Below are 25,399 nucleotides of genomic sequence, written 5' to 3' on the forward strand. Positions count from 1 at the left end.
TTAGGCCGTCTTTGAAGTCGCCGGTTCCATGTGGCCCGGGCGCATAATGCAAGAAAGCCCGGCGTTGAAGCAGCGGGCCCAGTCGAGACTCACTATGGAGGCACCGTGAAAGCATTGCAAGGCGTTGAAGGCCAAGTGGTATGGGCTGATGAGCCAAGTCCGGCGTGTGATGTCGGGCAAGTTCGCATCCGTGTGGCGGCTGCCGGCCTGAATCGGGCCGATTTGTTGCAAAAAGCCGGGCTTTACCCGCCGCCACCCGGCGCCAGCCAGGTGCTGGGGCTGGAATGTTCCGGGGTGATCAGCGAGGTCGGGCCGGGCTCGTCCTGGCAGGTGGGCGACCGCGTTTGCGCGTTGCTGGCCGGCGGTGGGATGGCCGAGGAGGTGGTGGTCGATGGCCGCCATGTGCTACCGGTGCCCGAGGGCTTGTCATTGGCTGAAGCGGCCGCGCTGCCTGAGGTCTACAGCACCGCGTGGCTGAATCTGTTCCAGCTGGCCGGGCTCAAGCCGGGCGAGAAAGTGCTGCTGCATGCCGGGGCCAGCGGCGTCGGCTCGGCCGCGATCCAGCTGTGCAAGGCGTTCGGGAACCCGTGCTGGGTCAGTGTCGGTTCGACCGAGCGGCTGGCCTATTGCGAGGCCCTGGGCGCCCAGGGGGGCGTGGTGCGCACCGATGGCCTGGAGAGTTTGAACGACCTCGGTCCCTTCGACGTGATCCTCGATCCAGTGGGCGCCAACTACGCCAAACTCAACGTGAAACTTTTGTCAGTTGACGGCCGCTGGGTGTTGATCGGCCTGATGGGCGGGCGCTCGACCGAGCTCGACCTGGCCCAGGTGCTGGGCAAGCGTATCCAACTGCTCGGCTCGACCCTGCGCAGTCGCGACGAGCAATTCAAGGCCGACCTGATCAGTGAGCTGGGGCAACAGGTGTGGCCGCTGTTTGCCGACAAACGCCTCAGCCCGCAACTGGCCCGGACCTTCGCGATCAAGGACGCCGAAGCGGCGTTCGCGGAACTGGCAACCAACCAGGTGTCCGGCAAGTTGGTGTTGCTGATCGATGAGAGCTTGAGCTGACTCCCGGAGCTGGGTGCGGAGCTGTGGGAGCAAAGCTTGCTCGCGATAGCGGTGGATCAGCTTGCAGTGATGTTGAATGTGCGGCCGCCATCGCGGGCAAGCCTTGCTCCCACATGGATCTTTGGGTGCTCACAGAACCGGTATTCACCCCAAATCCCCTGTGGGAGCGGGCTTGCTCGCGATAGCGGTGGGTCAGTTTGCATTGAGGTTGGATGTGCTGGCGCCTTCGCGAGCAAGCCCGCTCCCACATGGTGCTTCGGACGTTCGCAGAGTCGGTGTTCCCCCCAATTTTCACCTTTGACCTGCGACCACGGGCAGGCCGACCTTTGGTCGGCAGCCGGTATCCGATGCGCGCGTCCTGCTAGCGTTAATTAATGGAGGGATGGGGTAACCGCAGCTTTCATTTCACCCGCCAGGTGAAGAGGTTGATCATGGCCATCACCGAATGGCGCATGCAGGGCGTCGAATTCATTGCCTGCAACTGCAATTGGGGCTGCCCCTGTCAATTCGACGCACCACCGACCCATGGCCACTGCCAGGCGGTGGCGTCGATGCGAGTGGAACACGGGTATTTCAATCAGGTGACGCTGGAAGGCTTGTGCTGGGCCGCCACCTTCGCTTGGCCGGGTGCCATTCATGAGGGCAACGGCAGTTGTCAGGTGTTCATCGATGAACGCGCCGACGAGGCGCAACGTCAGGCTCTGCTGACCATCCTCTCTGGTCTGGAGAGCGACCCTGGGGCCAACGTGTTCCAGGTGTTCAGCAGCACCATGAGTGAAGTGTTCGAACCGCAGTTCGTGCCCATTACTCTGTCTATCGATGTCGATCAACGCTTGGCGCACCTGGACATTCCAGGCGTGCTGCAGGCCAGCGGCGAGCCGATCCGCAGCCCGATCGACGGTTCACCTCATCGAGTCCGGCTATCCCTGCCCAACGGCTTCGAATTCCTTGAGGCTGAGGTCGCCAGCGGCAGTTACCAGACGCATTCGGCCCTCAAGCTACAATCCCAAGACAGTCATAGCCACCTCGCCCATGTGCACTTCACTGGCCATGGCATAGAGCCGTAAAGATGGCAGCACCTCAGGTGGCGGCCCAGAGCAGGCGACTGACAGGCGAGCAGTTGCTGTTCCTGGCCTGCCTGCTTGCGCTGACCGCCCTGGCCTGGCTGGTGCTGCTGCACATGGCCGGTGACATGAGCGCGCCGGGCGGCATGGCTGATGCGGCAATGGCTGGCATGGTCATGCCCTGGAGCCTGGCCGATGCGCTGCTGATGTTTGCCATGTGGGTGGTGATGATGATCGGCATGATGCTGCCCAGTGCCCTGCCGATGCTGCTGATCTACCAGCAGATGCTGCGCAAGCGCATGCCGGCACCGCAGCGATACCTGGCCCTGCTGCTGTTCTGCAGCGCCTATGGCCTGGTCTGGGCTGGCTTCGCCCTGGGCGCCACGGCGTTGCAATGGGCGCTCGAGCAGCTCACTTTGCTCAGTCCAGGGATGCGCGTCAGCAGTACCGCGTTGGGCGCCGGCCTGCTGTTGGTCGCAGGCGTCTATCAGTGGCTGCCAAGCAAGGCGGTCTGCCTTGAACATTGTCGCGGGCCGCTGCATTTTCTTCTCAGCTACTGGCGCTCCGACGTGCTCGGCGGCTGGCGCATGGGCCTGGCCCATGGCGCTTACTGCCTGGGCTGCTGTTGGGCCTTGATGGGACTGTTGTTCGTGGTCGGCGTGATGAACCTGCTCTGGGTGGCAGTGATCGGTGCCTTCATTCTGCTGGAGAAAAACCTGCCGCAGGGACTCTGGCTTAGTCGTATCTGCGGTGTGTTGTTGCTTGGCTGGAGCCTGTGGCTGTTGCTGGGCTAGGGGCTGAACCTGTGGGAGCTGAGCTTGCTCGCGATTGCGGTGTGTCAGCCAAATCAATGCCGGCCGATCCACCGCTATCGCGAGCAAGCTCGCTCCCACAGAGGGCACCTGGCCACATAATCCGAGTGTTCTTCCTGGGGCTGTGCAGTGCTTATTTCCAGGTATGAATCGGCCACCCGGCCGATTCGGCATGGGCCTTCAATACCGGGTCCGGGTTCACCACGTGCGGGTGATCGACCTTGAGCAACAACGGCAGGTCATTGCGCGAGTCGGAATAGAAGCTAGCGCCTTCCAGGTTCTCTTCCTCGGCATCCAGCCAGTCCAGCAGCCGGGTGATCTTGCCTTCGCGATAGGTCAGGGTGCCGACGGTCTGGCCGCTGTACACCCCATGAAGCACTTCCAGTTCGATCGCCAGGATCTCGTCGATGCCCAGGCGTTCGGCAATCGGCTTGACCAGGTGCGTGCCAGAGGCCGAGATCACCAGGATCCGGTCACCGGCCTTGCGGTGTTCGGCGATGGCCTTGGTGGCGTCGCTGAAGATGATCGGCTCGATGAAGTCTTCCACCCACGGCGCCACCAGATGCTCGATCTCTTCGGGCGTGCGGCCAATCATCGGTTCCAGGCTGAAGTCCATGTACTCTTCCATGCTCAGCTTGCCGTGGCTGTAGGCGTCCATCAGCTCGTTGTTGCGCCGCATGAACGACTCGGGATCGACCCAGCCCAGGCGACCCATCTGTTCACTCCAGAGGGTGGCGCAGTCGCCGTGGATCAGGGTTTCGTCCAGATCAAAAATTGCCAAGGCCATCAGCGTGTTTCCCTTTTCAAGATCAGCTTCAAAATCAACAAAGCCGTCAGGTTACCTCACACAGCGCCGACGGATCGATGGAAAGTGCCAACCGTGCGCCATCGGGGTGCAGGTCGGCGGCCGAACGGTTGAGTACATCCACCACCAACTCCACGCCACGAGCCTCGACCCGGTAGCGAATCACGTTGCCCAACAGGCTGTGGCTGCGGATCAGCGCATCGGCCTGGCCGCTGCGGCTCAGCTCGATGGCCTCCGGGCGGATGGCGATGCGACCGGTCACCGGCCGCTGCAGCAGTTTGCTCGCGCTGTCGGCGTCCAGCAGGTTGTAGTTGCCGATGAAGCCGGCGGCAAAGACATCGACGGGCGCAGTGTAAAGGGTTTCGGCATCGCCGCTTTGTACGATCTTTCCCTGGTTCATCAGGAAAATCCGGTCAGACATGGTCAGGGCTTCTTCCTGATCGTGTGTGACGAAGATCGTAGTCAGGCCCAACTCACGCTGGATCTGTCGGATCTGTTCGCGCAAGTGCTTGCGAATCCGCGCATCCAGGGCTGACAGTGGCTCGTCCAGCAGCAACAGGCGCGGCCGCGTGACCAGGGAGCGGGCCAGGGCGACGCGCTGGCATTGGCCGCCGGAGAGTTGATGGGGATAGCGGGCAGCAAAATCGTGCAGCTCCACCAGGCGCAGGATCTCCAGCACGCGCTGTCGACTGTCCGAGGCGTCTACCTTTTGCATGCGCAGGCCGAAGGCGACGTTTTGCTCCACGGTCATGTTCGGGAACAAGGCGTAGCTCTGGAAGACCATGCCGATGCCGCGTTTCTGCGGGCTCAGCGGGACGATGTCCTGCCCGTCGAGGATGATCTGGCCGGCATCCACCGCGGTCAGGCCGGCGATGCAGCGCAGCAGCGTGGATTTGCCGCAACCGGAAGGGCCGAGCAGGGTGACGAACTCGCCCTTGCCGATCTCGCAGTTGATGTCGCTGAACACCGGTGTGCCGGCATAGCTTTTTTGCAGGTGTTGGACGCTGACGTAGCTCATTGGCTTTTGTCCTTGTTCAAGATGTTGGCCGCCCAGGTCAGGACCAGTACGAAGAAAAAGTAGGAAATCACCAGGGCACTGGTGAAATGGCCGCTGCTGTTGCGCATGTTGTTCAGGTAGACCTGCAGGGTTTCATAGCGGGTGCCGACGAGGATGTTGGCGAACACGAATTCGCCGAACAGGAACGAGAAGGACAGCAGCAGCGCCACCATCAGGCCCTTGCGCAGGTTCGGCAGCACCACCAGGAACGCCGCCTGGAAGGTGCTGGCGCCGAGCAGTTGGGCGGCGTCCATCAGGTCGCGCAGGTTGATGGCTTGCAGGTTGTTGGTGATCGCCCGGTACATGAACGGCAGGGCGACGGTGAAGTAGCAACCGATCAGGATCCACGGCGTACCGACCATCGCCAGCGGCCCGGAACCATAGAGCTGCAACAGCCCCACCGACGACACCACCGGCGGCACCGCGAAGGGCAGCAGGATGAGGATGTTCATCAGTGCGTCGAGCTTGGGGAAGTGGTAATGCACCACGAACAGCAGCGGCAGGATCAACACCACCGAGAGCACCAGCGCACCGACGCAGACCAGCAGCGATTGACCGAAGGCGTGAAGAAAACGCGGATCGCTCCACAACTGCACATACCATTTGAAGGTGAAGCCGCTGGGCAGCACGGTGGCCGACCAACTGCTGGCGATGGAGTAGACGAGTGTGCCGGCCAAGGGCAGCAGCAGGATGGCGAACAGCAGGTACACCACCGCCCGATGATAGAGCCCGACGGAGCCCGGTTCAGCGCGAGACATGGTAGCTCCTCTTGAGCAGCAACTGATGGACGATGGTCACCACGGTCATCAACGCCACCAGCACCACGGCCAGGGCACTGGCCAGGTTCGGGTCGAGTGAAATATCACCGGAAACCATGGCGGCGATGCGGATCGGCAGCACGTTGAAGTTACCGGTGGTCAACGCGTAGACCGTGGCGTAGGCGCCCAGGGCGTTGGCCAGCAGGATCACGAAGGTGCCCAGCAGCGCCGGGGTCAGCACCGGTAAGCCGATGTGCCGCCAGAATTGCCAGCCGTTGGCGCCGAGCAACTCGGCGGATTCGCGCCAATCTTCGCGCAGGGCGTCGAAAGCCGGATAAAGCAGCAGCACGCCCAAGGGAATCTGGAAGTAGGTGTAGAGGATGATCAGCCCGGTTTTCGAATACAGGTTGAAATCCTCGATGATCCCCGCCTGCTTGAGCATGATTGTGATGCTGCCGTTGAACCCCAGCAAAATGATGAAGGCGAAGGCCAGGGGCACGCCGGCGAAGTTGCTGGTCATGTTGGCGAAGGCATTGACGAAGTTGCGCAGCCGCGAATCCACACGGCGCAGTGAATAGCTGCCGAGCACGGCGATGACGATGCCGAACACACTGGACCAGAAGCTGATCTCCAGGCTGTGCTGGATCGCTTGCAGGTAGAACTTGGAACTGAAGATCTTGCTGAAGTTGGCCAGGCCCCAGCCGAACTCTTCCGATTCCAGGCTGTTGACCAGCACCCAGAGCAGCGGGGCGATCTGGAACACGATGAAGAAAATCGCGAAGGGCACCAGGCACAACGCTGCCAGCCATTTGCCGCGCGTCATGGCGTTCACTTGAGTAACTCCTGGCAATAGGGTTTGTCGTGGTCGACGCCGAGCAATTGGCAAATGGTGCCGCACAGTTCGGTCTGCCTCGGCGCGGCAGCGGGATCGAGACTGAAGCCGTCACCCAGGACGAACAACGGCACTTCCCGTTCTTCGGCCAGCAGGCCGTTGTGGGAACGGTCGTTGTTCATGCCGTGGTCGGAGGTCACTAGCACCTGGTAACCGGCATCGAGCCAGGCTTGCAGGTAGACCGCCAGGTTGATATCGGCCGAGCGGGCACTGTTGCGGTATTGCGGGGTGTCGAGGCCGTGCTTGTGGCCGGCGTCGTCGATGTTCATTGGATGCACCAGCAAAAAGTTCGGCAAGTAGCGCTGGCGCAGGTGTTCGGCATCGGCGAACAGGTGGGAATCGGGGTAGTGGTCATTCCAATAGAAATGCCCGTACTGGATCGGCAGGTCGGGGTTGTCGGTGTGACGATCGCGACCGGCGACGAAGGGCGAGACGTTGTAGAGCTCGCCGCGGCCGCCGTGCTCAAGCCGGCCTGGGTGGCATAGTGGAAAATGCTGCGTTGGTTCGACAGGCGCGTGACGTTGTTGTGCACGATCCCGCTGTCGATGGGCACGACGCCAGTGAGGATGCATTCGTAGAGCGGGCGGGACAGGGCGGGCAACTCACATTCCAGTTTGTAGAGGGCCGCGCGTCCTGCGCCGACGTAAGCCTGCAAATGCCCCATGGCATGCCGGGCGACCTCATGGTTGAGACCGTCGAGCACCACCAGGATGACGTTGTGCTTCATGGGTAGCGGGACTCCGGACAGATACCAGGAAACTCGGATCCTTCAGGAACCTGATGTGGGCGCGAGCTTCTGTGGGAGCGAGCTTGCTCGCGATAGCGGTGTATCAGTCAACCTCAATGCTGACTGATCCGCTGCCATCGCGAGCAAGCTCGCTCCCACAGGGCCTGCTCCCACAGTTGGATTGCCAGTGGATAGCCGAGCGGGCGCTAGCGCCTCACTTCATCTCGACGATGACTTGTTCATTCCACTGCTGCGGCAGTGCCTTGGAAGTCTTCTCCCACGCATCCGCATCCTTGATCGGGGTCACGCCTTTGTACTGCTCGTTCGGCAGCAGCTTGGCCTGGACCTCTGCCGGCAGTTTCAGGTGCTCGGCGCGGATCGGACGGGCGTTGCCCTTGGCCAGGTTGATCTGGCCGGCGTCGCTGAAGATGTACTCACGGGCCAGCTTGGCGGCGTTCGGATGCTTGGCGTATTTGTTGATGATGGTGGTGTAGCCGGAAATGACCGAGCCGTCGGACGGAATCAGCACGACGTAATCATCCGGATTGGCCATCTTGGCCTTGTAGCTCAGGCCGTTGAAATCCCAGACCACGCCGACTTCGACTTCACCTTTTTCCATCGTGGCGATGGTCGGGTTGGCCATGGACAGGCGCCCTTGCTTGGCGATCTCGGCGAACATCAACAGCGCCGGCTGAACGTTTTTCTCGTCGCCACCGTTGGCCAGGGCCGCGGCCAGCACGCCGTTGGCAGCTTGGGCGGCGGTGCTCACGTCACCGATGGAGACTTTGTATTTGCCGGTCTTCAGGTCAGCCCATTTGGTCGGCACTTCGGAACCGTGCAGCAGCTTCTTGTTGACGATGAAGGCGATGGTGCCGGTGTAGGCCAATGCCCAGTTGCCGTCCTTGTCCTTGGCCCAGGCGGGGACCTGTTCCCAGGTGCTTGGCTTGTACGGCTGGACCACGCCCTGTTTGACCGCGATCGGGCCGAACGCCGCCCCGACGTCGCCGATGTCGGCGCTGGCGTTGTCTTTTTCGGCGGCGAACTTGGCGATTTCCTGGGCCGAGCTCATGTCGGTGTCGATGTGTTTCAAGCCATAGATCTTGGCCAGGTCGTCCCAGGTGCCTTTCCAGTTTGCCCAGTCATCGGGCATGCCGACGCTGTTCACGGCGCCTTCCGCTTTCGCAGCGGCTTCCAACGTTTTCAGATCGGTGTCAGCGGCCATGGCGGCGGTGCACATGGCAATGGTCGAGCCTAACAGTGATGCCAGGAAAAGCTGTTTCATCCGAAGCTCCTATGGGCGTTTTCAACGCTGCGATTGCGGTTGTGTTGGTCTAGGTCAGCAATACCTGAGCCAATGTAGGCGAGCCCTGTGACATTTTGATGTCGGTGTCGCAGGGGGCGGGAAATGCCTGGCTCGTGGAGATTGGCTGCGAATTAAGCGTAGACCATGGTTAAACAGCTGATCTGCAAGGACTTGGCCGTTAATTTGCACGCTCGAAAAACGACCGTTCGGCGGCTCTGTCATCTGCCAGTCATGTGCAGTGCCTAGGCTTGTTGGACCCAGAAGCGGATCGACGGACCGTCGATCCTGCCCCGAAACAGTGCTGGTCTAGTCCAGATAGGTAACGTTGATGCGCATCGATGCAACCAAAGCGGTGACAGCCATCGGACAGGTCCTGCAAGAGCAACTCGATCACGGGTTGCTGGCGCCCGGCAGCAAGTTGCCGGCCGAGCGCAAGCTCAGTGAATTGTTCGGGACCACGCGGATTACCGTGCGCGAGGCGTTGTTGCAGCTCGAAGCCCAGGGGCAGATCTATCGGGAAGAGCGCCGGGGCTGGTTCGTCTCGCCGCCGCGCCTGGCCTACAACCTGATGCAGCGCAGCCATTTTCACGCCATGGTCGCGGCCCAGGGGCGTGTGCCTTCTACCCAAGTGATCTCGGCGCGCTTGCAACCGGCTTCGGCGGCCGTGTGTGCCTGGTTGCAACTGCCGGCGTTGTCCAGCGTGATCCAGATCTGCCGCGTACGACGCATCGATGAGCGGCTGGTGCTGTATGTCGAGCACTACCTGAACCCACAGTATTTTCCGGACATCCTCGAATTCGACCTCAACCAGTCCATCACCGAGCTGTACGCCCGCCATTACGACCTGCACTACGGCCGGGTGAAGTTCGAGATCGTGCCCACCTCTTTACAGCCGGAAGCGGCAGCGGCGTTGAGAGTTTCGGTGGGCAGCCCCGGGCTGCGCATCGCGCGGGTCAACTATGACCAGCACCAGCGGCTGATCGACTGCGACCTGGAGTTCTGGCGACACGATGCGATCCATGTCGGCGTGGATGTGCCGGAGCAAGCGCCGGTTTGAGGCAGGTTCAGAGCGACTCGTTGAGCTTGCCCAGGATCTTGATCACTACCGTGGCGAGGATCAGCAACATGCCGATCCACATGGCAAAGACCCCGACGTTCTTGTCACGGAAGTTGAAGCCGATGGCCAGCAGGATCATGCCGGCGATGATGGGCACCAGCATGGCGTTGAACGAAGACATCGAGATCATGACGACGGCCTTGTCGGGGAGGGATAAGGACAGTCTAGTTGGGGTTTGGCTGGGGGGGCTGATGTATGTCAGCACACCCCTCAATCCCGAGGCGAGCGCTGTGTGGGAGCAAAGCTTGCTCGCGATGAAGGTGACTCGATTTCTGGAAAAATCGCATCACCTTCATCGCGGACAAGCCTTGCTCCCACAGGGTTCATCATGCCTTCTGGGTGTTACGGCAACTCGCGAGACGCGTAGAACGCGCTCAGCACCTTCACCAAATGCGCCAGGTCATGGCTGCCGCACAGTTCACGGATCGAATGCATGGCGAAGGTCGGCAGGCCGATGTCCACGGTGCGCACGCCCAGTTGGCTGGCGGTGATCGGGCCGATGGTCGAGCCGCAGCCCATGTCGCTGCGCACCACGAAGCTTTGCACCGGCACTTCTTCGGCCATGCACAGGTGACGGAAGAACCCGGCGGTTTCGCTGTTGGTGGCGTAGCGCTGGTTGCTGTTGACCTTGATCACCGGCCCGGCGTTGAGCTTGGGGCCGTGGTTGGCGTCGTGCTTGTCGGCATAGTTGGGGTGCACGCCGTGGGCATTGTCCGCCGACACCAGCAGGGATTTCTGAATGGTCCGTACGAACTCTTCACCTTCGGGCAGCAGGCGCCGCAGGGTCTGTTCCAGCATCGGGCCGTCGGCGCCACAGGCCGAGCACGAGCCCACTTCTTCGTGATCGTTGCACACCAATACGCAGGTTTCTTCGGTGTCGGCGTTCAGCAAGGCCTGCAGGCCGGCGTAGCACGACAGCAGGTTGTCCAGGCGCGCGCCAGCAATGAAATCGCCGTGCAGGCCAATGACCGCAGCGCTTTGGGTGTCGTAGAAACTCAACTCGTAATCGAGCACCACGTCGGCGTTCAGGCCGTGTTCGCGGGCCAGTTGATCGGTGAGCACGGCCCGGAAATCGACGCGCTCGTCACCGGCGAACTGGGCGAGGATCGGCGGCAGTTCGTTCTGCGGGTTGATGGCCCAGCCCTGGTTCGCTTCGCGATTGAGGTGGATGGCCAGGTTTGGAATCGTGGCGATCGGCGCCTTGAAATCGATCAACTGGCTTTCGACCTTGCCATCGCGGCGGAAGGTCACGCGCCCGGCCAGGGACAGGTCGCGGTCGAACCACGGCGCCAGCAGCGCGCCGCCGTAGACTTCCACACCCAGTTGCCAGAACCCGTGGCGTTGCAGTTCCGGCTGCGGCTTGACCCGCAGGCAGGGGCTGTCGGTGTGGGCGCCAACCAGGCGGATGCCGTCGTTCAGCGCTGAGTGGCGGCCGAGCTTGAAGGCGATGATCGAGGAGTCGTTGCGCGTGACGTAATAGCGACCGTTGGCCTCGGTGGTCCAGGTCTCGCGCTCGTCAAGACGCTGATAGCCGGCCGCCTCCAGGCGCTTGGCCAGGCTGGCGGTGGCATGGAACGGGGTAGGGGAGGCCTTGAGGAAGTCGATCAGGCCTTGGTTCAACTCTGCGCGCATAAGAAACTCCAGACAGCAATGGGCGGGAGTTTACCGTATTGGTGGTCGATGGGGAGGGTGGGAAGTGGGTGATATCCGTGTTGAATGTGCGGGCCTCATCGCGAGCAAGCTCGCTCCCACATTGGAGCGCAGGCGTGTACAGAGCTTGTGTTCACCACAAATCCCTTGTGGGAGCGAGCTTGCTCGCGATGAGGCCCGCACATTCAACATCAATGCAAACTGACCCACCGCTATCGCGAGCAAGCTCGCTCCCACAGGTTTTGTGGCCTGCTTGCGGATACATCCCTCAGAACGGTGCCGGGCACTCGAAGCGCAGGCGCTCGCCGCTTTGCGGATGGGTGAAGCTGAGCATGCTGGCGTGCAGGCACAGGCGTGGCCAGGCCGCGAGCGCTTGCGGATGGGCATAGAGACCGTCGCCCAGCAGCGGGTGACCGATGGACAGCATGTGCACGCGTAATTGGTGTGAGCGCCCGGTGATCGGCGTCAATTCGACCCGGCACCAATCGCCGCAACGTTCCAGTACGCGCCAGAAGGTCAGGGCGTGTTTGCCCTGTTCATGGTCCACCACGTGCCGAGGTTTGGTCGGCGGGTCGTAGCGCAAGGGCAGGTCGATGCTGCCACTGTCCAGTTCCGGCTGACCCCAGCACAGCGCGGTGTAGGCTTTTTCGGTTTCGCGATCATGAAATTGTCGGGACAGTTCACGATGGGTGTCCGGGTCACGGGCCAAGAGGATGATGCCGGAGGTTTCCCAGTCCAGTCGGTGCACGATTCGCGCTTCCGGGTAGCCGTTTTCCTGCAGGCGGGTGATCAGGCAGTCTTTGTTGTCGTCGGCCCGGCCGGGCACGGAAAGCAACAGGGTCGGCTTGTCGACCACCAGGACAGCGGCGTCCTGATGAATGATGCGGATGTTGGACAGGGGCATTGAAAACAGTCTCGTTACAAACGCCAACGGCGGCTCGGGCCCTTTTTCCTGACCCTGTGGGAGCAAAGCTTGCTCGCGATTAAACAACACGGTCTGTCTGTTAGATCCGGTTGAGGCTATCGCGAGCAAGCTTTTCTCCCACAGGGAGAAGGACTTTGGGCCCGAGCCGCCGTGGCTCCCGCCGGCGCGATCAGCGATCCGGCAGGGTGATATTGAGTTCCAGGATCGAGCAACTGCCCTGGCTTTCCAGTGCCACATGCACGTCATCGCTGCCGATGTTGACGTATTTGCGGATCACTTCCACCAGTTCCTTCTGCAAGGCTGGCAGGTAGTCAGGGGTACTGCGTTGGCCGCGTTCGTGCGCCACGATGATCTGTAGACGCTCTTTCGCGACCGAGGCGGTACTGGGCTTTTTGTTGGCACGAAAGAAGTCAAAAAGGTTCATTACCTACCTCCAAACAGGCGCTCGAAGAAACCTTTCTTCGTTACATCGAGGAAACGATGCTCCACGGTCTTGCCCAACAGGCGATCGACGGCATCGCTGTATGCCTGGCCGGCATCGCTCTGGTCGTCGAGAATCACCGGCACGCCGGAGTTGGAAGCTTTGAGTACCGCTTGGGATTCCGGAATGACACCCAGCAGGGTGACAGCGAGGATTTCCTTGACGTCTTCGACGCCCAGCATCTCGCCATCGCTGACCCGTTGCGGGTTGTAGCGGGTCAGCAGCAAGTGTTCCTTGATCGGCTCTTCGCCCTTCTCGGCGCGCCGGGATTTGCTCGCCAGCAGGCCCAGCATACGGTCGGAGTCACGGACCGACGACACTTCCGGGTTGGTCACGACAATCGCTTCGTCCGCGAAGTACATGGCCAGGTGGGCACCTTTCTCGATACCGGCCGGGGAGTCGCAGACCACGAACTCAAAGTCTTCCTTGAGCTGCATCAGGACTTTTTCCACGCCTTCCTGGGTCAGCGCGTCTTTGTCGCGGGTTTGGCTGGCGGCCAGCACGTAGAGGTTCTCAAGGCGCTTGTCCTTGATCAGGGCTTGTTGCAGGTTGGCTTCGCCGTTGACCACGTTGACGAAGTCGTAGACCACGCGACGCTCGCAACCCATGATCAGGTCCAGGTTACGCAGGCCGACGTCGAAGTCGACGATGACTGTCTTGTGGCCGCGCAGAGCGAGGCCGGTACCGATAGCGGCGCTGGTGGTGGTCTTACCCACACCACCCTTGCCGGATGTAACCACGAGAATCTTGGCCAAGGTGTTTCACCCCTAAGGAAAAAGGACTTTGTCAGCCCCTGAAAAACATCTCTGGAAAACCGCTGCAATTGGACAGGCTTGGCTGGAATCGGCTGTCGGGCGGGGTCTACCTCCGGTAAACACTGCCTGATCCTTTTTCCTACGTCGTTTAAGCCGTTTTCGCTCGTTTTAGAGATGCTTGGAAAATGCGGCAGTATCCGTTAAAGCCGAATGATGTTCAACACGTCGCCCGACAGGCTGATCTGGACGCCGGCCCCCCACAACGGGTCGCGGCGCAAATCCTCGGAGACCTTGTACTGCCCGGCGATGGAAACCAGCTCAGCGCTCAATTGCTGACAGAAGATCCTGGCTTTGGTATCACCCTTGACGCCGGCCAGTGCTCGACCGCGCATCGGGCCGTATACATGGATGTTGCCATCGGCCAGAAGTTCCGCCCCCGGGCTGACCGAGGACACGATGACCAGATCGCCACCCTGGGCATAAATCTGCTGCCCGCCGCGAACGGGCGAGGTGATGACCCGCGTTGGCTTGATGGTGGGCTCCGGTGGTTTTTCCGGGGTTTTCTTCGCTTCGGCCGGGCTCAGTTCCAGCACGCGCTCCCGGGCGCCGGACGGCGGCAGCACCGGAATGTCCACGGCGATGGCAGCGGCGATGTCTTCGATGCGGCTGGCGCGGATCGCCAGGGTGCGCAGACCGTGCTGGCGGCAAATGCGCATCAGGCCTGGCAGATCCACTGAGCCTTCGCCGGCCGGCAGCTTGTCCAGGGCCAGCACCAGGGGGGCATTGCTGAAGAAGTTCGGGGCCTGGGCGACTTTCGCCGCCAATTGCCGGTCAAGGCTCTCCAGGTCGTTGCGGGCCAGTTCCAGCACCGTAATGGCGAGCATGCTGCCCTTCAGCTGGAACACGGGATCTTGGTCTAGCGGTTCGGTTTGGCTCATGGTCGGCGTACAACGGCTTGTCACTAAAAGTGCCGAGACTTATAACGAGATCGTCCGCCAGCCGCAACCCGGGTCGAACAATGTAGAATGCGCGGCCCATGTCTTAATGGAAGCTGTAATGGATCGCCCGCGTTTTCGAGCTGCATTTTTTCATCCGCGTTTCTGGCTGCTGTGGTGCGGCCTGGGGCTGTTGTGGCTGATCGTGCAATTGCCTTATCCGTTATTGCTGCGGGTCGGTCGTGCATTGGGGGCGCTGATGTACCGGGTGGCCGGCGACCGACGGCGCATCGCTCGTCGCAACCTGGAACTGTGTTTCCCGCAAAAGTCCGCTGCCGAGCGCAAGCGTCTGCTCAAGGAAAATTTCGCCTCCACCGGCATCGCCTTTTTCGAGATGGCCATGAGCTGGTGGTGGTCGCGCTCGCGTTTGGCGAAACTGGCCCACGTCGAAGGGCTGGAGCATCTGAAACAGGCCCAGCGCGAGGGCAAGGGCGTGATCCTGATGGCTCTGCATTTCACCACGCTGGAAATCGGTGCGGCCTTGCTCGGCCAGCAGCACACCATCGATGGCATGTACCGCGAGCACAAGAACCCGCTGTTCGACTACATCCAGCGCCGCGGTCGTGAGCGGCACAACCTCGATTCCCTGGCGGTGGAGCGTGACGACGTGCGCGGCATGCTCAAGCTGCTGCGGGCCGGGCGGGCGATCTGGTATGCGCCGGACCAGGACTATGGTGCCAAGCAAAGCGTGTTCGTGCCGTTGTTCGGCATCCAGGCGGCGACGGTCACCGCCACCACCAAGTTCGCCCGCCTGGGCAAGGCGCTGGTGGTACCTTTCATCCAGGAACGCCTGGCCGACGGCAGTGGCTATCGCTTGGTGATTCAGGCCCCGCTCACCGATTTCCCGGGCGAGACCGAGGAAGCCGATTGCATCCGCATCAATCAATGGGTCGAGCAGTCGGTGCGCGATTGTCCCGAGCAGTATCTCTGGGCCCACCGGCGCTTCAAGAGTCGTCCACCGGGTGAGCCCAAGCTGTACGACAAACGCGGCTGAGTTTTTTTGATATCACCTTGAGCACGGAGCATTGCGATGACCCCAGCTGAACCGGTTACAGGTTTGATTCTTTCCGGCGGCGGGGCTCGGGCGGCATATCAAGTGGGGGTATTGGCGGCGATTGCCGAATTGCTGCCGGACGGGGCGGATAACCCGTTTCCGGTGATCGTCGGCACCTCTGCCGGGGCGATCAATGCGGTCAGCCTGGCGAGCGGGGCGATGGACTTCAAGACTGCCATCGAGCGGCTGACGGCGTTCTGGCAAGCGGTGCGCAGCCATCAGGTCATGCGCAGCGACTGGCGGGGCGTGATCGCCCAGTCAATGCGTTTCATCACTCACAGCCTGCTGGGCCTGGGAGCCAAGTTGCCGGTGGCGCTGATCGACAGTTCGCCGCTGCGCGAACTGCTCGAGGCCCAATTCCACGCCTCGGGTATCGAGCAGGCCATCGCCGAGCAGCAACTACGGGCGGTGGCGGTGACGGCATTCGGTTATGAATCCGGCCAGGCCGTCACCTTCTATCAGGGCCGCGGCACCATCGATGCCTGGCTGCGCCACCGGCGTATCGGTGTGCCGACGCAGTTGTCGGTGGAACACTTGCTGGCCAGTTCGGCGATTCCGCTGTTGTTCGCGCCGGTCAAGATCGGTCCGCAATACTTCGGCGACGGCGCGGTGCGGCAATCGGCGCCCATCAGCCCGGCTTTGCACCTGGGGGCCAATCGCGTGCTGGTGATCGGCGTCAGTGGCAACCCCCGTGGTGGTGGCGGGCAGGATCTTTCCGAACGCAGCTACACCGGCCTGCAACCGACCCTGGCGCAGATTGGGGGCCATATGCTCAACAGCACGTTCATCGACAGCCTGGAAAGTGACATCGAGTTGCTGGAGCGCCTGAACGGGTTCAGCCACTTGCTGCCCGATGACGTCCCGGCCCATGCCCTCGGCGCGGCACCGGTGGACGTGCTGGTGATTTCGCCAAGCCAGCCCATCGACGAAATCGCCGCCCGCCATCGCCAGGAATTGCCCCGTGCGCTTCGGGTATTTCTGCGCGGGCCGGGCGCGACCAAGACCAGTGGCGCGGGGGTGCTGAGCTACCTGCTGTTCGAGGCGGGGTATTGCAGCGAACTGATCGAGCTCGGGCGCCAGGATGCGTTGGCGCAGCGTGAGGCGTTGAGTCGGTTTCTGGGGTTGTCCTGAGGCGTGATGCACGCAGGTCCACCGCCATCGCGAGCGAGCTCGCTCCCACAGGGGGATTTGTGGTGGATGCTAAACCTGTGGTTGGCATGCAACCCGTGTGGGAGCGGGCTTGCTCGCGAAGACAGCGGTACATTCAACATCAATGCAAGCCGACCCACCGCTATCGCGAGCAAGCTCGCTCCCACAGGGGGATTTGTGGTGGATGCTAAACCTGTGGTTGGCATGCAACCCGTGTGGGAGCGAGCTTGCTCGCGAAGACGACGGTACATTCAAAATCAATGCAAGCCGACCCACCGCTATCGCGAGCAAGCCCGCTCCCACAAGGGATTGGCGGTGGACGCTTAAGCTGAGCCCAGCACACAAACCCATGTGGGAGCGAGCTTGCTCGCGATGACGGCGGTACATTCAACATCAATGCAAGCCGACCCACCGCTATCGCGAGCAAGCTCGCTCCCACAAGGGGATTGTCTGATATTGATTCCGGGATCAGAAGTGATACTTCAGCAAAAAGCTGGTCGTGCTCTGGTTGGTCTTGAACCCGTCGCTGTCTTCAATGGCGTACTTGTTCTTCCAGTAGTCGTATTCCACCCCGACATACAACTGCTTGGCGCCGAGCTTCAACGCTTTGCCCAAGTCATATTTGATCTGCGGGACGATGTGCAGGTTGGCGTGGTAGGTGCCCTTCGAGTTGCTGTCGTTGTCCACCACCCAGTCGATGAAACCATCGATCAGGATGTCGGATGAGCCCACCGGCACGGTATAGGCCCAGACGGGGGTGATTTGCCAAACGTTGTCGCCGGCGCGCGGGCCTTCGGTCTGGCGGTTGTAGACGTTCAGTTGGAAGTAGTCGAAGCCGGGAATCACCAGGTCGAAACCCGGGCCGATCAGGTAAGACTCGTTGTCGCCTTCCCCGAATTCATACGTCATGGCCAGCAGCACATCCTTGATCGGACCCAGTTCCAGTTTCTGGTCGAAGATCTTGCCGAACGACAGACGCGGGCTGAACTCACCGTAGTAGGTGTTCGGGCCGGACTGGCCGTCATCCTGGCCGTTATAGAAGATCCGATCGAGGAAGAAGAAGTTGTCCCCGTATTTCCAGGCATCGACGTGTTCGAAGGTCACGGTCTGCTGGATACGCGGGTTGATCTGGAAATCCTTGCCGTACAGGTAGGTCAGGCTGTTGTTCTGCCACTGGAACAGATCGTCGGCCATCGCCTGGCCTGCGGCCAGCAAGGATCCTGCGAGTATCAGGCTGGTGCACGTACGTTTCATTCGGTTTGCTCCCAAAGGTAAGTGGTACCGCTTTTTTTCAGGTCAGCGCTCTGGTGTGGCGCCTTTTTCCATGGATTAAAAAACATCCGTTCGGTCAGCTTTTTGAGCGTGGCGAATGCTGATAGCAAGCGCTGAGCCAAGTCCGGAAAAAAACCGGAAAAGGCTTGCCCTGCGGTTTTTTGATCAGTCGGAAAGCTGTTTTCAGGGGCGCGTTTATGTCCGCCAACACCGCAACAAGTTGGCGATCCGGTCAGGATCGGAAGGGATTTTGTGGTCGGCCTGCTTCAAACGGCCGCGCAGGATACGGGCTTGCCTTGGAAGGCTCAAGTGCCCTGCAACAGCGCATGCGCGGCGAATTTGGGGCGTGATGGCGGGGCGTGGTCATCGGGTGCTTTGCTCTTGTTTTTATTGTTGAGGCGCAGGCAGTCGCTGACGGGGGACCGGTGGTGTGCCGGTCGACCTGTCAGCGGTATGACGTTTAACGGTGTTGGAGCGCGTGGCTCAGTTGGTGTGGGCGCCCTGGTTGATCCACGCGCCGATCAGATCGCGTTCCTGTTGGGTCATCTGGGTGATGTTGCCCAACGGCATGATCTGGCTGGTCACGGCTTGGGCCTGGATGCGCGCGGCCTGTTGCTGGATCTGCTGCGGCGTATCGAACATCACCCCGCCTGGGGCGGCGCTGAACAGCGGGCTGGTGGGCTTGGCCGAGTGGCAGACCGAGCAGCGTTCCTGGATCACGCTGTGGACCTTCTCGAACGAAGGGCCCTGGGCGTTGGCGGCCTGAGTGGGCGCAGCTGCCGGTGCGGCGGGGGCCGTCGCCGGTTTCGCGCCACCGCCTACTGCCGTTTCCGGCAACGGTTGGTACTCGATCACGCCGGGCGCCTTGGCCACCTCCGGTGTGCTGGGCATGGGCTTGGGGCCGGTGACATAAGCCAGGCAGATCATCGCCAGGGCGCCGACCGGCAGCGTCCAGGCAAACCGGTTGCTGTCATGGCGCGTGTTGAAGTAATGCCGCACCAACACCGCCGCCACGGCGATCCCGGCCAGGATCAGCCAGTTGTACTGGCTACCGTAGGTGCTCGGGAAATGGTTGCTGATCATGATGAACAGCACCGGCAGGGTGAAGTAGTTGTTGTGGCGCGAACGCAACAGCCCCTTGGCTGGCAGCGCTGGATCCGGCGTGCGGTTCTCGGCGATAGCCGCGACCAGGGCACGTTGTGCCGGCATGATGATGCGGAACACGTTGCCGACCATGATCGTGCCGATGACCGCCCCGACATGCAGGTAGGCACCGCGACCGCTGAACACCTTGCTGAAGCCGTAGGCCGCGGCGATCAACAGCACGAACAGGATCAAGCCGAGCAAGGCAGGGCGCTTGCCCAGGGCCGAGTCGCAGAGGAAGGAATAGACGAACCAGCCGACGAGCAACGAACCGAGGCCCAGGGCCACGCCTTCGGGGCCGCTCAAGCCGCTGCCGGGGGCCAGCAGGTAGACGGTCGGGTTCCAATAGAACACCACGCACAGCAGGGCGATGCCCGACATCCAGGTGAAGTAGGCTTCCCACTTGAACCAGTGCAGGTTGTCCGGCATGGACGGCGGCGCGAGTTTGTATTTTTCCAGGTGGTAGATACCGCCACCGTGGATGGCCCACAGGTCGCCGGCCAGGCCGCTCCTGGGGTTGACGCGATTGAGGTTGTTTTCCAGCCAGACGAAGTAGAACGACGCGCCGATCCAGGCCACGCCAGTGATCATGTGAACCCAGCGAACGCTCAGGTTCAGCCATTCCAGCATATGTGCTTCCACAGTCTTTACCTCTCGCCCGTCACGCTTGTTTTCGCGTGATCGGACCTTCTCTTATTGGTGGGGGGCGAGGATCAAGTACTCATCCTCTTTGAAAAAATGCTCATCGCAGTTATTGCCTGTGCCACTGCGATCAACCACCAGGAAGTCATCCCGCTTTTCGATCGTCAGCACCGGGTGGTGCCAGACGCCGCGATGGTAATTAATGCCCTGCCTGCCGTTGGTGACGAAGGCGCGGACCAAGCCTGATACAGGTTCATCGCCAAGTGGCGCGACCACGATCAGAAAGGGGTTGCCGAGCAGCGGAATGAAGGCCTGGCTGCCCAGCGGATGGCGCTCCAGCATGCGTACGGTCAGCGGCATGTCCAGCGCGTCGGCGCGGAAGATGCTGATGATCGCCTGATCGTCCGGCGTGGCGGTTTCTACCGTCGCCAGGCGATGGAAGCGCATGGTCGAACCGTTGTTGATCATGAAGTGATCGCTGCCGTCGGTTTCGATCACGTCACCGAACGGGGCGAAGGCTTCTTTGGTCAACGGTTCGATCTTGAGTGTGCGCATGCTGGTCTTCTTACCTTGAATTCTGTGTTGTTTGTTGTGCCGCCATCGCGAGCAAGCTCGCTCCCACAGGGGAATGCATTTCAAATGTGGGAGCGAGCTTGCTCGCGATTTGGGTTCACCCTTATTTTGCGACCTTGCCCAGCACCCGCAGGCGACTCACACCGCCGTCCGGGAACACGTTCAGGCGGATATGGGTGATCGGTCCCAGGGCCTTGATCTGCTCGGCGAAGGTGTGTTCGGCGTGCATTTCCAGTTTCTGGCTCGGCAGCAGTTCGCGCCAGAACAGCGACTGGGTTTCGATCTGGCTGTCGGTGCCGCCCTTGACGAACGCGGCCTGGATCGAGCAGCTGTCGGGATAGTTGCCCTTGAAGTGCAGGGTGTCGACGATGACTTTCTCGACCTCGCCGGCATGGCCCAGGGCGACGATGACCCAGTCATTGCCCGGGGTACGGCGACGGGCGGTTTCCCAGCCGTCGCCCATGTTCACGCCACGACCCGGGTTGAGGATGTTGCTCATGCGGCCGAAGTGCTCGTCGGAGCAGGCCAGGGCGCGGCCACCATTGAGGGCGGCGGCCAGGTCGATCTGTTCGTTGTCGCCCACCGCCGACCAGTCGCGGTACGGAATGCCGTAGACCCGCAACCGGGCCACGCCGCCATCGGGGTAGATGTTGAAGCGCAGGTGGCTGAAGGCCTGGTCGTTGCTGATTTCGTGGTAGTGGTGGCTGTTGCCTTGCAGCTCGACGGCCGACAGCACTTCAGTCCACTGGGTGTTTTCGTCCGGCTCGCCTTCCGTCAGGAAGCAGGCTTCCAGGGAGGCCGACGGTGGGTAGTTGCCGGTGAAGAATGAGGTGTCGATGTCCACGCCTTTGATCGAGCCCGCCACACCCAGGCGGATCACCGCGCTGTCGTAGCCTTCGAAGCGCTTGCGCCGCGACTCCCAGCCGTCCATCCACTTGCCGTTATCATCGAACACGCCCTCCTTCCACACGGCCGGGGTCGGCTGGAACAGGCGGTTGGCGTCGGCGAACCAGTCATCGGTGACCGAAATGATCTTGGTGCCCAGGCGGGCGTCGGCCAGGTTGACGAACTTCTCGAAAGGTACGGCGTAAGCTTTCATTCTTCTTGTCTGCCTTTAAATAAGTTGGCTGGGGATGCTTGCAGGTTCCTGGGTTCAGGACTGCTCGCTAAAGGGTCAGTAATCGGAACAACGCGATTTTGTTGATCTCTGCCAGGGCGCATTTGAATTCGGCGTCTGCCGAGTGATGGATGCGCGTTTCGAACGCCGCGAGGATCTGGTGCCGGTTGCTGCCTTTTACCGCCATGATGAAGGGAAACTTGAACTTGGCCTTGTAGGCGTCGTTCAGCTCGGTGAAGCGTTGAAACTCTTCGGCCGTGCATTGGTGAATACCGGCGCCGGCCTGTTCGTTCGTGCTGGCTTCGGTCAGTTGGCCCTGGACGGCGGCTTTGCCGGCCAGGTCCGGGTGAGCGTTGATCAGCGCCAGTTGGCTGGCGTGATCGGCACTCAACAGGATGTCGCTCATGCGTTGGTGCAGGGTCTCGATCTCGTCGATCGAGGGATCCTGGCCCAGGTCAAACGCCTTTTCGGCGACCCATGGCGAATGTTCGTAGATATCGGCGAAAGCCCGGATGAAGGCTTCACGGCTCAAGGTGGAGGGCTTGAGGGTCTGGAAGGCGGTCATTTCGACGCTCCTGGTTTCGAAGCCCCTTGATGCGGGTGGACGTGCTGCCAGTGGCGGGCGATGTCGACACGACGGCTGAACCAGACGTGTTCATGGCCTTTGACGTATTCGAGAAACCGCTTGAGGGAGGCCAGGCGCGCAGGGCGGCCGATCAGCCGGCAATGCAACCCGATGGAAAGCATCTTCGGGGCTTCGGCGCCTTCGGCGTACAACACGTCGAAAGCGTCCTTGAGGTATTGGAAGAAATCGTCGCCCTTGTTGAAACCCTGCACCTGGGTGAAGCGCATGTCGTTGGTGTCGAGGGTGTAGGGGATCACCAGGTGCGGCTTGCCGTTGGGGGTATTCGGTTCCCAGTAGGGCAGGTCGTCGTCGTAGGTGTCGCTGTCATAGAGGAAACCGCCTTCCTCCATCACCAGCCGGCGGGTGTTCGGGCCGGTGCGGCCGGTGTACCAGCCCAGCGGACGCTCGCCAGTGATTTCGGTGAGGATGCGGATCGCTTCGAGCATGTGCTCACGCTCCTGGGCCTCATCCATATATTGGTAGTCGATCCAGCGATAGCCGTGGCTGCAGATTTCGTGACCGGCGGCGACCATGGCGCGAATCACCTCCGGATGGCGCTGGGCGGCCATGGCGACGGCGAAAATGGTCAGAGGAATATCGAATTCCTTGAACAGTTTGAGGACACGCCAGACACCGGCACGGCTGCCATACTCATACAGCGATTCCATGCTCATGTTGCGCTCGCCCAGCAGCGGTTGCGCCGCGACCATCTCCGAAAGGAACGCTTCGGATTCCTTGTCGCCATGCAGGACGTTGCGCTCGCCGCCTTCTTCGTAGTTGAGCACGAAGGACAACGCGATGCGGGCATTGCCCGGCCATTGGGGGTGGGGAGGGTTACTGCCGTAACCGATCAGGTCGCGTGGGTAGTCAGCGCTCACTGCAGTTTTCCTTCTTGTTCGAACCATGTAGGTGGCGCCCTGGCGATGTGTTTCAGGCTGGCGTCACGACGATGGAATGATTGTATACAACTTTATGCGCGATTTGTAAGCCTGATTTTCTGCATTTTTCACTGTGTCCCTGGTGTTGTCTACACTGCAAGAAACCTGCCCACTTGGTCAGTGAATCGTCAGGAGGATCTTGTATTCATTTGGTTTGCTTGAGCCTGGGGCTGACGCGCCGTCGCTCAGTCCATGGGTGAAGTGTTTATTTTTTATTGTGTACAATTTTCTTTTAAAGTGTCTTAATTCGCACATCGCCGTGGCGTTTCGTGCTCCGAAACGGTGCGGCCTGTCTTTCAACTGATTCAGGAGGCGTCGGGCCGGACTGCAGTGCAGCGAGGCGCGCATAAGCAATGGGACGTTTGACTACTCACGTTTTGGATGCCGCACACGGCTGCCCGGGCAGCTCGATCAAGATCGAGCTGTACCGCGTGGAAGGTTCGCAACTGCACTGTGTCGCCAGTGCGCTGACCAACAGCGACGGGCGCTGCGACGCGCCGCTGCTGCAAGGGGATGACTACCGTTCGGGGGTCTATCAACTGCAATTCCACGCCGGCGATTACTACCGCGCCCGTGGCGTCCAACTGCCCGATCCGGCGTTCCTGGATGTGGTGGTGCTGCGCTTCGGTATTTCGGCCGAGCAGGAGCATTACCACGTGCCCCTGCTGATTTCGCCCTACGCCTATTCCACCTATCGAGGCAGCTGATCCCCCAAGCAGCTGCCTCTCCTGGAAGCGACTGCGCATGGCGCTTCTTTGGTTTTCGCCCGCTCACACTGCGGGCTTTTTTTGCCTGCGGACTTACAGCCTGGCGTCATCATCCCGAACGATGAAAACGGTGTCCGGATGGTTTGGCCGGATTTGCGAACCGCCCTTGAGCCAGATGAGTTTGTTGTTCTGGTGGGCCTCCCTGACAACGTTCGCGGCGTGTTCGCCGACCTGGGTTTCCAGGCTGATGCCGGTTGTGTTTGGGCTGGTGTGTGCCGGCAGGGAAATCTTCGGGATCCGGGTGCGATGCAAGCTCATGAAAAATACATAGTCATGCCCTGTGCGCCGGAATACCAACGCCGGAAAGCTATTGAAAGAATTGGGTTCAAAGACTGCATAGCCGTTACGGGTCATGAGGTTGGCCATGAAGCGCTTGAGGTCCAACGGGGAGTAAGTCATGACGAAATAATCCCACTGCTGGGTGAATCGCTGAGGGTCGAAATCCAGCCGATCCAACGACATTCTTGACGTTGGATTCGGCAGATCGAGCGAGCGTGCAGTGCTGCTGACGCTGCCTGAAGCGGCGCGAAGCACGGGTAGCATCAATAATGGATCACTCCATTCCGGGTGCGGGGACGGGGTGCCGTCTTTCCAACTGCTGAAAATCTGCCGGAGCGCGGTCAAGCCTGCCGCGTCGGCAAAAGACGAGCTGTTGGCGAGGGTAAATTGCTTTCTGGCGATATTTTCCAGGGTGACGGTGGTGACTTCTGGAAACGCCTCCCTGACGTAATCCGTCAGTGGTTTGTCAAAGGGCAGCCTCGCATCGATTTGCCAGCGATTGTCAGGAGGCACGCGTATCGCGCTTCGGGGTTGCTCGTCGGGCGTATGCCTGATGGTCGCCTCCAGTACGTCAAAATCATACGGTGAATGGGTGGGTTGCTGGACGTAGGCGATCGGATACTCGCGGGCGTCGGCGCGCGTCACTACCTTGTAGTGAACACCGTCTATGGTCAGGAAGTCGGGTACCGTGAGCCTTGGCTCGATTCCCCAGTTTTTAGCGAAGGCGGGGGCGCTCTCCAAGGTGGCTTCGCTTGGTGAAGGGGACGTGTGCTGACGCTTGGGTTCAATGACGTCCGAGGGCTCATCTTCCGCCGGTCTGCGGCGGGTAATCGTCAGTATGGAGTCAGCGGCATCCGGCTCGGCGCGGTGCGCAAGACGCCACAGCAGGCTGCCTTCCACTTGTTCGAGGCGTGGCCCGGAGGCGATGAGTTCGGTGCCTAGTCGGGCCCGGTAATTCTGCTCGGCATCGCGCCCCAGCAGCACTGTGCCGCCTTCCGTTAGATCCACATAGGTACGTGTCCTGAATGTGCGGATGCCGGAGGTTGCGTCGGGCTCCGATAGCATGGGGACCAGTTCGGGTGAAAGAAGATAGTGCTCCAGCGGCACCGCCGTGGTTGACTCATGGCCGGGTGCCTGTGAGGTGATTTCGGCTATCTGGATGGTGGGGGACTGGGGTTCTGCGGCGTCAGGTTGTCGTCCGGGCGACGTGACGGGGGCCAGGTCGCCTCCCTCGCTTCGGGCGGGGCTTCTGGGCAATGTTTCCGGTGACGTATCGCGACTTGAATGGGGCGTGTCGGGGGGCGAGGTTGGAAGCTTGGGGCGGGTGTTTAGTTTTGGGCTCATTGGGATTCCTGTTCCTTCAGGTTTGGAAAGTGATGAATGAGTCATTCATTCGTCGTGGAGCATGCCCTGCCTTGCGATTGACGCACC

Annotated in this window: 25 protein-coding genes and 1 pseudogene; 7 read left to right on the forward strand and 19 right to left on the reverse strand. The window is 61.0% G+C overall.

The genetic code is table 11. From position 1 onward, the window contains the following. Positions 1-105 precede the first annotated feature (105 nt). The 3 genes from AC3A5O_RS27430 to AC3A5O_RS27440 all read left to right on the forward strand — a co-directional run bounded on the left by AC3A5O_RS27430 (position 106) and on the right by AC3A5O_RS27440 (position 2,926). Positions 106-1,068 (forward strand): zinc-binding dehydrogenase, encoded by a 963-nt coding sequence (locus tag AC3A5O_RS27430; protein ID WP_122566960.1) that lies wholly within the window; start codon positions 106-108, stop codon positions 1,066-1,068. A gap of 431 nt (positions 1,069-1,499) precedes the next feature. Next, positions 1,500-2,135: a DUF1326 domain-containing protein gene (locus AC3A5O_RS27435; RefSeq protein ID WP_122566961.1), complete on the forward strand. Its 636-nt coding sequence runs from the start codon at positions 1,500-1,502 to the stop codon at positions 2,133-2,135. A 2-nt stretch (positions 2,136-2,137) separates the two neighbouring features. Next, entirely contained in the window at positions 2,138-2,926 is a 789-nt protein-coding gene (locus AC3A5O_RS27440; protein ID WP_487753959.1) for a DUF2182 domain-containing protein, read from the forward strand. Positions 2,927-3,077: 151 nt separating this feature from the next. On the opposite strand, the gene AC3A5O_RS27445 is transcribed toward AC3A5O_RS27440, so the two are convergent. The 6 genes and pseudogenes from AC3A5O_RS27445 to AC3A5O_RS27470 all read right to left on the reverse strand — a co-directional run bounded on the left by AC3A5O_RS27445 (position 3,078) and on the right by AC3A5O_RS27470 (position 8,465). Continuing rightward, a complete protein-coding gene (locus AC3A5O_RS27445; protein ID WP_122566963.1) occupies positions 3,078-3,731 on the reverse strand; it encodes an HAD family hydrolase in 654 nt (217 codons plus the stop codon). 46 nt (positions 3,732-3,777) lie between these two features. Then, entirely contained in the window at positions 3,778-4,767 is a 990-nt protein-coding gene (locus AC3A5O_RS27450) for an ABC transporter ATP-binding protein (RefSeq protein ID WP_487753960.1), read from the reverse strand. Beyond that, complete coding sequence (locus tag AC3A5O_RS27455) at positions 4,764-5,564, reverse strand: ABC transporter permease (RefSeq protein ID WP_060741108.1); 801 nt, start codon at positions 5,562-5,564, stop codon at positions 4,764-4,766. The genes AC3A5O_RS27450 and AC3A5O_RS27455 overlap by 4 nt, the downstream gene beginning before the upstream one ends. Beyond that, complete coding sequence (locus tag AC3A5O_RS27460; RefSeq protein WP_163006779.1) at positions 5,551-6,387, reverse strand: ABC transporter permease; 837 nt, start codon at positions 6,385-6,387, stop codon at positions 5,551-5,553. Before AC3A5O_RS27460 ends, AC3A5O_RS27455 begins: the two co-directional genes overlap by 14 nt. A 5-nt stretch (positions 6,388-6,392) precedes the next feature. After that, a pseudogene (locus AC3A5O_RS27465) lies at positions 6,393-7,183 on the reverse strand (alkaline phosphatase family protein). Between the two features lie 214 nt (positions 7,184-7,397). Further along, complete coding sequence (locus AC3A5O_RS27470; RefSeq protein WP_122566968.1) at positions 7,398-8,465, reverse strand: ABC transporter substrate-binding protein; 1,068 nt, start codon at positions 8,463-8,465, stop codon at positions 7,398-7,400. Positions 8,466-8,814: 349 nt separating this feature from the next. Here AC3A5O_RS27470 and AC3A5O_RS27475 point away from each other — a divergent pair, with 349 nt between their 5' ends. Further along, on the forward strand, positions 8,815-9,543 hold the full coding sequence (locus AC3A5O_RS27475) for a UTRA domain-containing protein (RefSeq protein WP_305482314.1): 729 nt from the start codon (positions 8,815-8,817) through the stop codon (positions 9,541-9,543). 7 nt (positions 9,544-9,550) lie between these two features. Here AC3A5O_RS27475 and AC3A5O_RS27480 read toward each other — a convergent pair whose 3' ends face one another. The 6 genes from AC3A5O_RS27480 to minC form a co-directional block, all read right to left on the reverse strand. Then, positions 9,551-9,733, reverse strand: coding sequence for a hypothetical protein (locus AC3A5O_RS27480; RefSeq protein WP_122566970.1), 183 nt, complete (start codon positions 9,731-9,733; stop codon positions 9,551-9,553). A gap of 212 nt (positions 9,734-9,945) precedes the next feature. After that, on the reverse strand, positions 9,946-11,235 hold the full coding sequence (locus AC3A5O_RS27485) for a M18 family aminopeptidase (RefSeq protein WP_305468037.1): 1,290 nt from the start codon (positions 11,233-11,235) through the stop codon (positions 9,946-9,948). Between the two features lie 286 nt (positions 11,236-11,521). Then, entirely contained in the window at positions 11,522-12,157 is a 636-nt protein-coding gene (locus AC3A5O_RS27490; protein ID WP_018612476.1) for an RluA family pseudouridine synthase, read from the reverse strand. 190 nt (positions 12,158-12,347) lie between these two features. After that, a complete protein-coding gene (gene minE, locus AC3A5O_RS27495; RefSeq protein WP_003179111.1) occupies positions 12,348-12,602 on the reverse strand; it encodes a cell division topological specificity factor MinE in 255 nt (84 codons plus the stop codon). Beyond that, a complete protein-coding gene (gene minD / locus AC3A5O_RS27500) occupies positions 12,602-13,414 on the reverse strand; it encodes a septum site-determining protein MinD (RefSeq protein WP_003179114.1) in 813 nt (270 codons plus the stop codon). The genes minE and minD overlap by 1 nt, the downstream gene beginning before the upstream one ends. A gap of 200 nt (positions 13,415-13,614) precedes the next feature. Further along, positions 13,615-14,352: a septum site-determining protein MinC gene (minC, locus tag AC3A5O_RS27505; protein ID WP_122566972.1), complete on the reverse strand. Its 738-nt coding sequence runs from the start codon at positions 14,350-14,352 to the stop codon at positions 13,615-13,617. A 118-nt stretch (positions 14,353-14,470) separates the two neighbouring features. Between minC and AC3A5O_RS27510 the strand changes: the two genes are divergently transcribed. Together AC3A5O_RS27510 and AC3A5O_RS27515 are read left to right on the forward strand one after the other, a co-directional pair. Then, complete coding sequence (locus AC3A5O_RS27510; RefSeq protein ID WP_122566973.1) at positions 14,471-15,403, forward strand: lipid A biosynthesis lauroyl acyltransferase; 933 nt, start codon at positions 14,471-14,473, stop codon at positions 15,401-15,403. 36 nt (positions 15,404-15,439) lie between these two features. Beyond that, positions 15,440-16,594 (forward strand): patatin-like phospholipase family protein, encoded by a 1,155-nt coding sequence (locus AC3A5O_RS27515; RefSeq protein ID WP_460082398.1) that lies wholly within the window; start codon positions 15,440-15,442, stop codon positions 16,592-16,594. A 486-nt stretch (positions 16,595-17,080) separates the two neighbouring features. Here AC3A5O_RS27515 and AC3A5O_RS27520 read toward each other — a convergent pair whose 3' ends face one another. From AC3A5O_RS27520 to puuE, 6 genes are all read right to left on the reverse strand, one after another. Next, positions 17,081-17,866, reverse strand: a complete 786-nt coding sequence (locus AC3A5O_RS27520) for an outer membrane protein OmpK (protein ID WP_487753961.1) — start codon at positions 17,864-17,866, stop codon at positions 17,081-17,083. 501 nt (positions 17,867-18,367) lie between these two features. Then, positions 18,368-19,669 carry a urate hydroxylase PuuD gene (locus AC3A5O_RS27525; RefSeq protein WP_122566976.1) on the reverse strand — a complete coding sequence of 434 codons (1,302 nt, stop codon included), beginning with the start codon at positions 19,667-19,669 and terminating at the stop codon, positions 18,368-18,370. Positions 19,670-19,720: 51 nt separating this feature from the next. Then, positions 19,721-20,224, reverse strand: coding sequence for an ureidoglycolate lyase (locus AC3A5O_RS27530; RefSeq protein ID WP_122566977.1), 504 nt, complete (start codon positions 20,222-20,224; stop codon positions 19,721-19,723). 121 nt (positions 20,225-20,345) lie between these two features. Next, a complete protein-coding gene (alc, locus tag AC3A5O_RS27535; RefSeq protein WP_122566978.1) occupies positions 20,346-21,341 on the reverse strand; it encodes an allantoicase in 996 nt (331 codons plus the stop codon). 67 nt (positions 21,342-21,408) lie between these two features. Continuing rightward, positions 21,409-21,924, reverse strand: coding sequence for a 2-oxo-4-hydroxy-4-carboxy-5-ureidoimidazoline decarboxylase (gene uraD / locus AC3A5O_RS27540; protein ID WP_122566979.1), 516 nt, complete (start codon positions 21,922-21,924; stop codon positions 21,409-21,411). Then, positions 21,921-22,862: an allantoinase PuuE gene (gene puuE / locus AC3A5O_RS27545; protein WP_487753962.1), complete on the reverse strand. Its 942-nt coding sequence runs from the start codon at positions 22,860-22,862 to the stop codon at positions 21,921-21,923. Before puuE ends, uraD begins: the two co-directional genes overlap by 4 nt. 413 nt (positions 22,863-23,275) lie before the next feature. Between puuE and uraH the strand changes: the two genes are divergently transcribed. Next, positions 23,276-23,629, forward strand: coding sequence for a hydroxyisourate hydrolase (gene uraH / locus AC3A5O_RS27550; protein ID WP_122566981.1), 354 nt, complete (start codon positions 23,276-23,278; stop codon positions 23,627-23,629). A gap of 93 nt (positions 23,630-23,722) precedes the next feature. On the opposite strand, the gene AC3A5O_RS27555 is transcribed toward uraH, so the two are convergent. Further along, positions 23,723-25,357: a hypothetical protein gene (locus AC3A5O_RS27555; RefSeq protein ID WP_487753963.1), complete on the reverse strand. Its 1,635-nt coding sequence runs from the start codon at positions 25,355-25,357 to the stop codon at positions 23,723-23,725. Between the last annotated feature and the right edge of the window lie 42 nt (positions 25,358-25,399).

The organism is Pseudomonas sp. Soil_N_39 (assembly GCF_057655955.1).

Coding starts and splice junctions, on each gene's coding strand:
- AC3A5O_RS27480 (WP_122566970.1), bottom strand. CDS start 9,733: ATGATCTCGATGTCTTCGTTCAACGCCATGCTGGTGCCCATCATCGCC.
- AC3A5O_RS27450 (WP_487753960.1), bottom strand. CDS start 4,767: ATGAGCTACGTCAGCGTCCAACACCTGCAAAAAAGCTATGCCGGCACA.
- AC3A5O_RS27475 (WP_305482314.1), top strand. CDS start 8,815: ATGCGCATCGATGCAACCAAAGCGGTGACAGCCATCGGACAGGTCCTG.
- alc (WP_122566978.1), bottom strand. CDS start 21,341: ATGAAAGCTTACGCCGTACCTTTCGAGAAGTTCGTCAACCTGGCCGAC.
- AC3A5O_RS27435 (WP_122566961.1), top strand. CDS start 1,500: ATGGCCATCACCGAATGGCGCATGCAGGGCGTCGAATTCATTGCCTGC.
- AC3A5O_RS27455 (WP_060741108.1), bottom strand. CDS start 5,564: ATGTCTCGCGCTGAACCGGGCTCCGTCGGGCTCTATCATCGGGCGGTG.
- AC3A5O_RS27485 (WP_305468037.1), bottom strand. CDS start 11,235: ATGCGCGCAGAGTTGAACCAAGGCCTGATCGACTTCCTCAAGGCCTCC.
- AC3A5O_RS27530 (WP_122566977.1), bottom strand. CDS start 20,224: ATGCGCACACTCAAGATCGAACCGTTGACCAAAGAAGCCTTCGCCCCG.
- AC3A5O_RS27470 (WP_122566968.1), bottom strand. CDS start 8,465: ATGAAACAGCTTTTCCTGGCATCACTGTTAGGCTCGACCATTGCCATG.
- AC3A5O_RS27490 (WP_018612476.1), bottom strand. CDS start 12,157: ATGCCCCTGTCCAACATCCGCATCATTCATCAGGACGCCGCTGTCCTG.
- AC3A5O_RS27510 (WP_122566973.1), top strand. CDS start 14,471: ATGGATCGCCCGCGTTTTCGAGCTGCATTTTTTCATCCGCGTTTCTGG.
- AC3A5O_RS27515 (WP_460082398.1), top strand. CDS start 15,440: ATGACCCCAGCTGAACCGGTTACAGGTTTGATTCTTTCCGGCGGCGGG.
- uraD (WP_122566979.1), bottom strand. CDS start 21,924: ATGACCGCCTTCCAGACCCTCAAGCCCTCCACCTTGAGCCGTGAAGCC.
- AC3A5O_RS27460 (WP_163006779.1), bottom strand. CDS start 6,387: ATGACGCGCGGCAAATGGCTGGCAGCGTTGTGCCTGGTGCCCTTCGCG.
- AC3A5O_RS27520 (WP_487753961.1), bottom strand. CDS start 17,866: ATGAAACGTACGTGCACCAGCCTGATACTCGCAGGATCCTTGCTGGCC.
- minC (WP_122566972.1), bottom strand. CDS start 14,352: ATGAGCCAAACCGAACCGCTAGACCAAGATCCCGTGTTCCAGCTGAAG.
- minE (WP_003179111.1), bottom strand. CDS start 12,602: ATGAACCTTTTTGACTTCTTTCGTGCCAACAAAAAGCCCAGTACCGCC.
- AC3A5O_RS27555 (WP_487753963.1), bottom strand. CDS start 25,357: ATGACTCATTCATCACTTTCCAAACCTGAAGGAACAGGAATCCCAATG.
- AC3A5O_RS27445 (WP_122566963.1), bottom strand. CDS start 3,731: ATGGCCTTGGCAATTTTTGATCTGGACGAAACCCTGATCCACGGCGAC.
- AC3A5O_RS27440 (WP_487753959.1), top strand. CDS start 2,138: ATGGCAGCACCTCAGGTGGCGGCCCAGAGCAGGCGACTGACAGGCGAG.
- uraH (WP_122566981.1), top strand. CDS start 23,276: ATGGGACGTTTGACTACTCACGTTTTGGATGCCGCACACGGCTGCCCG.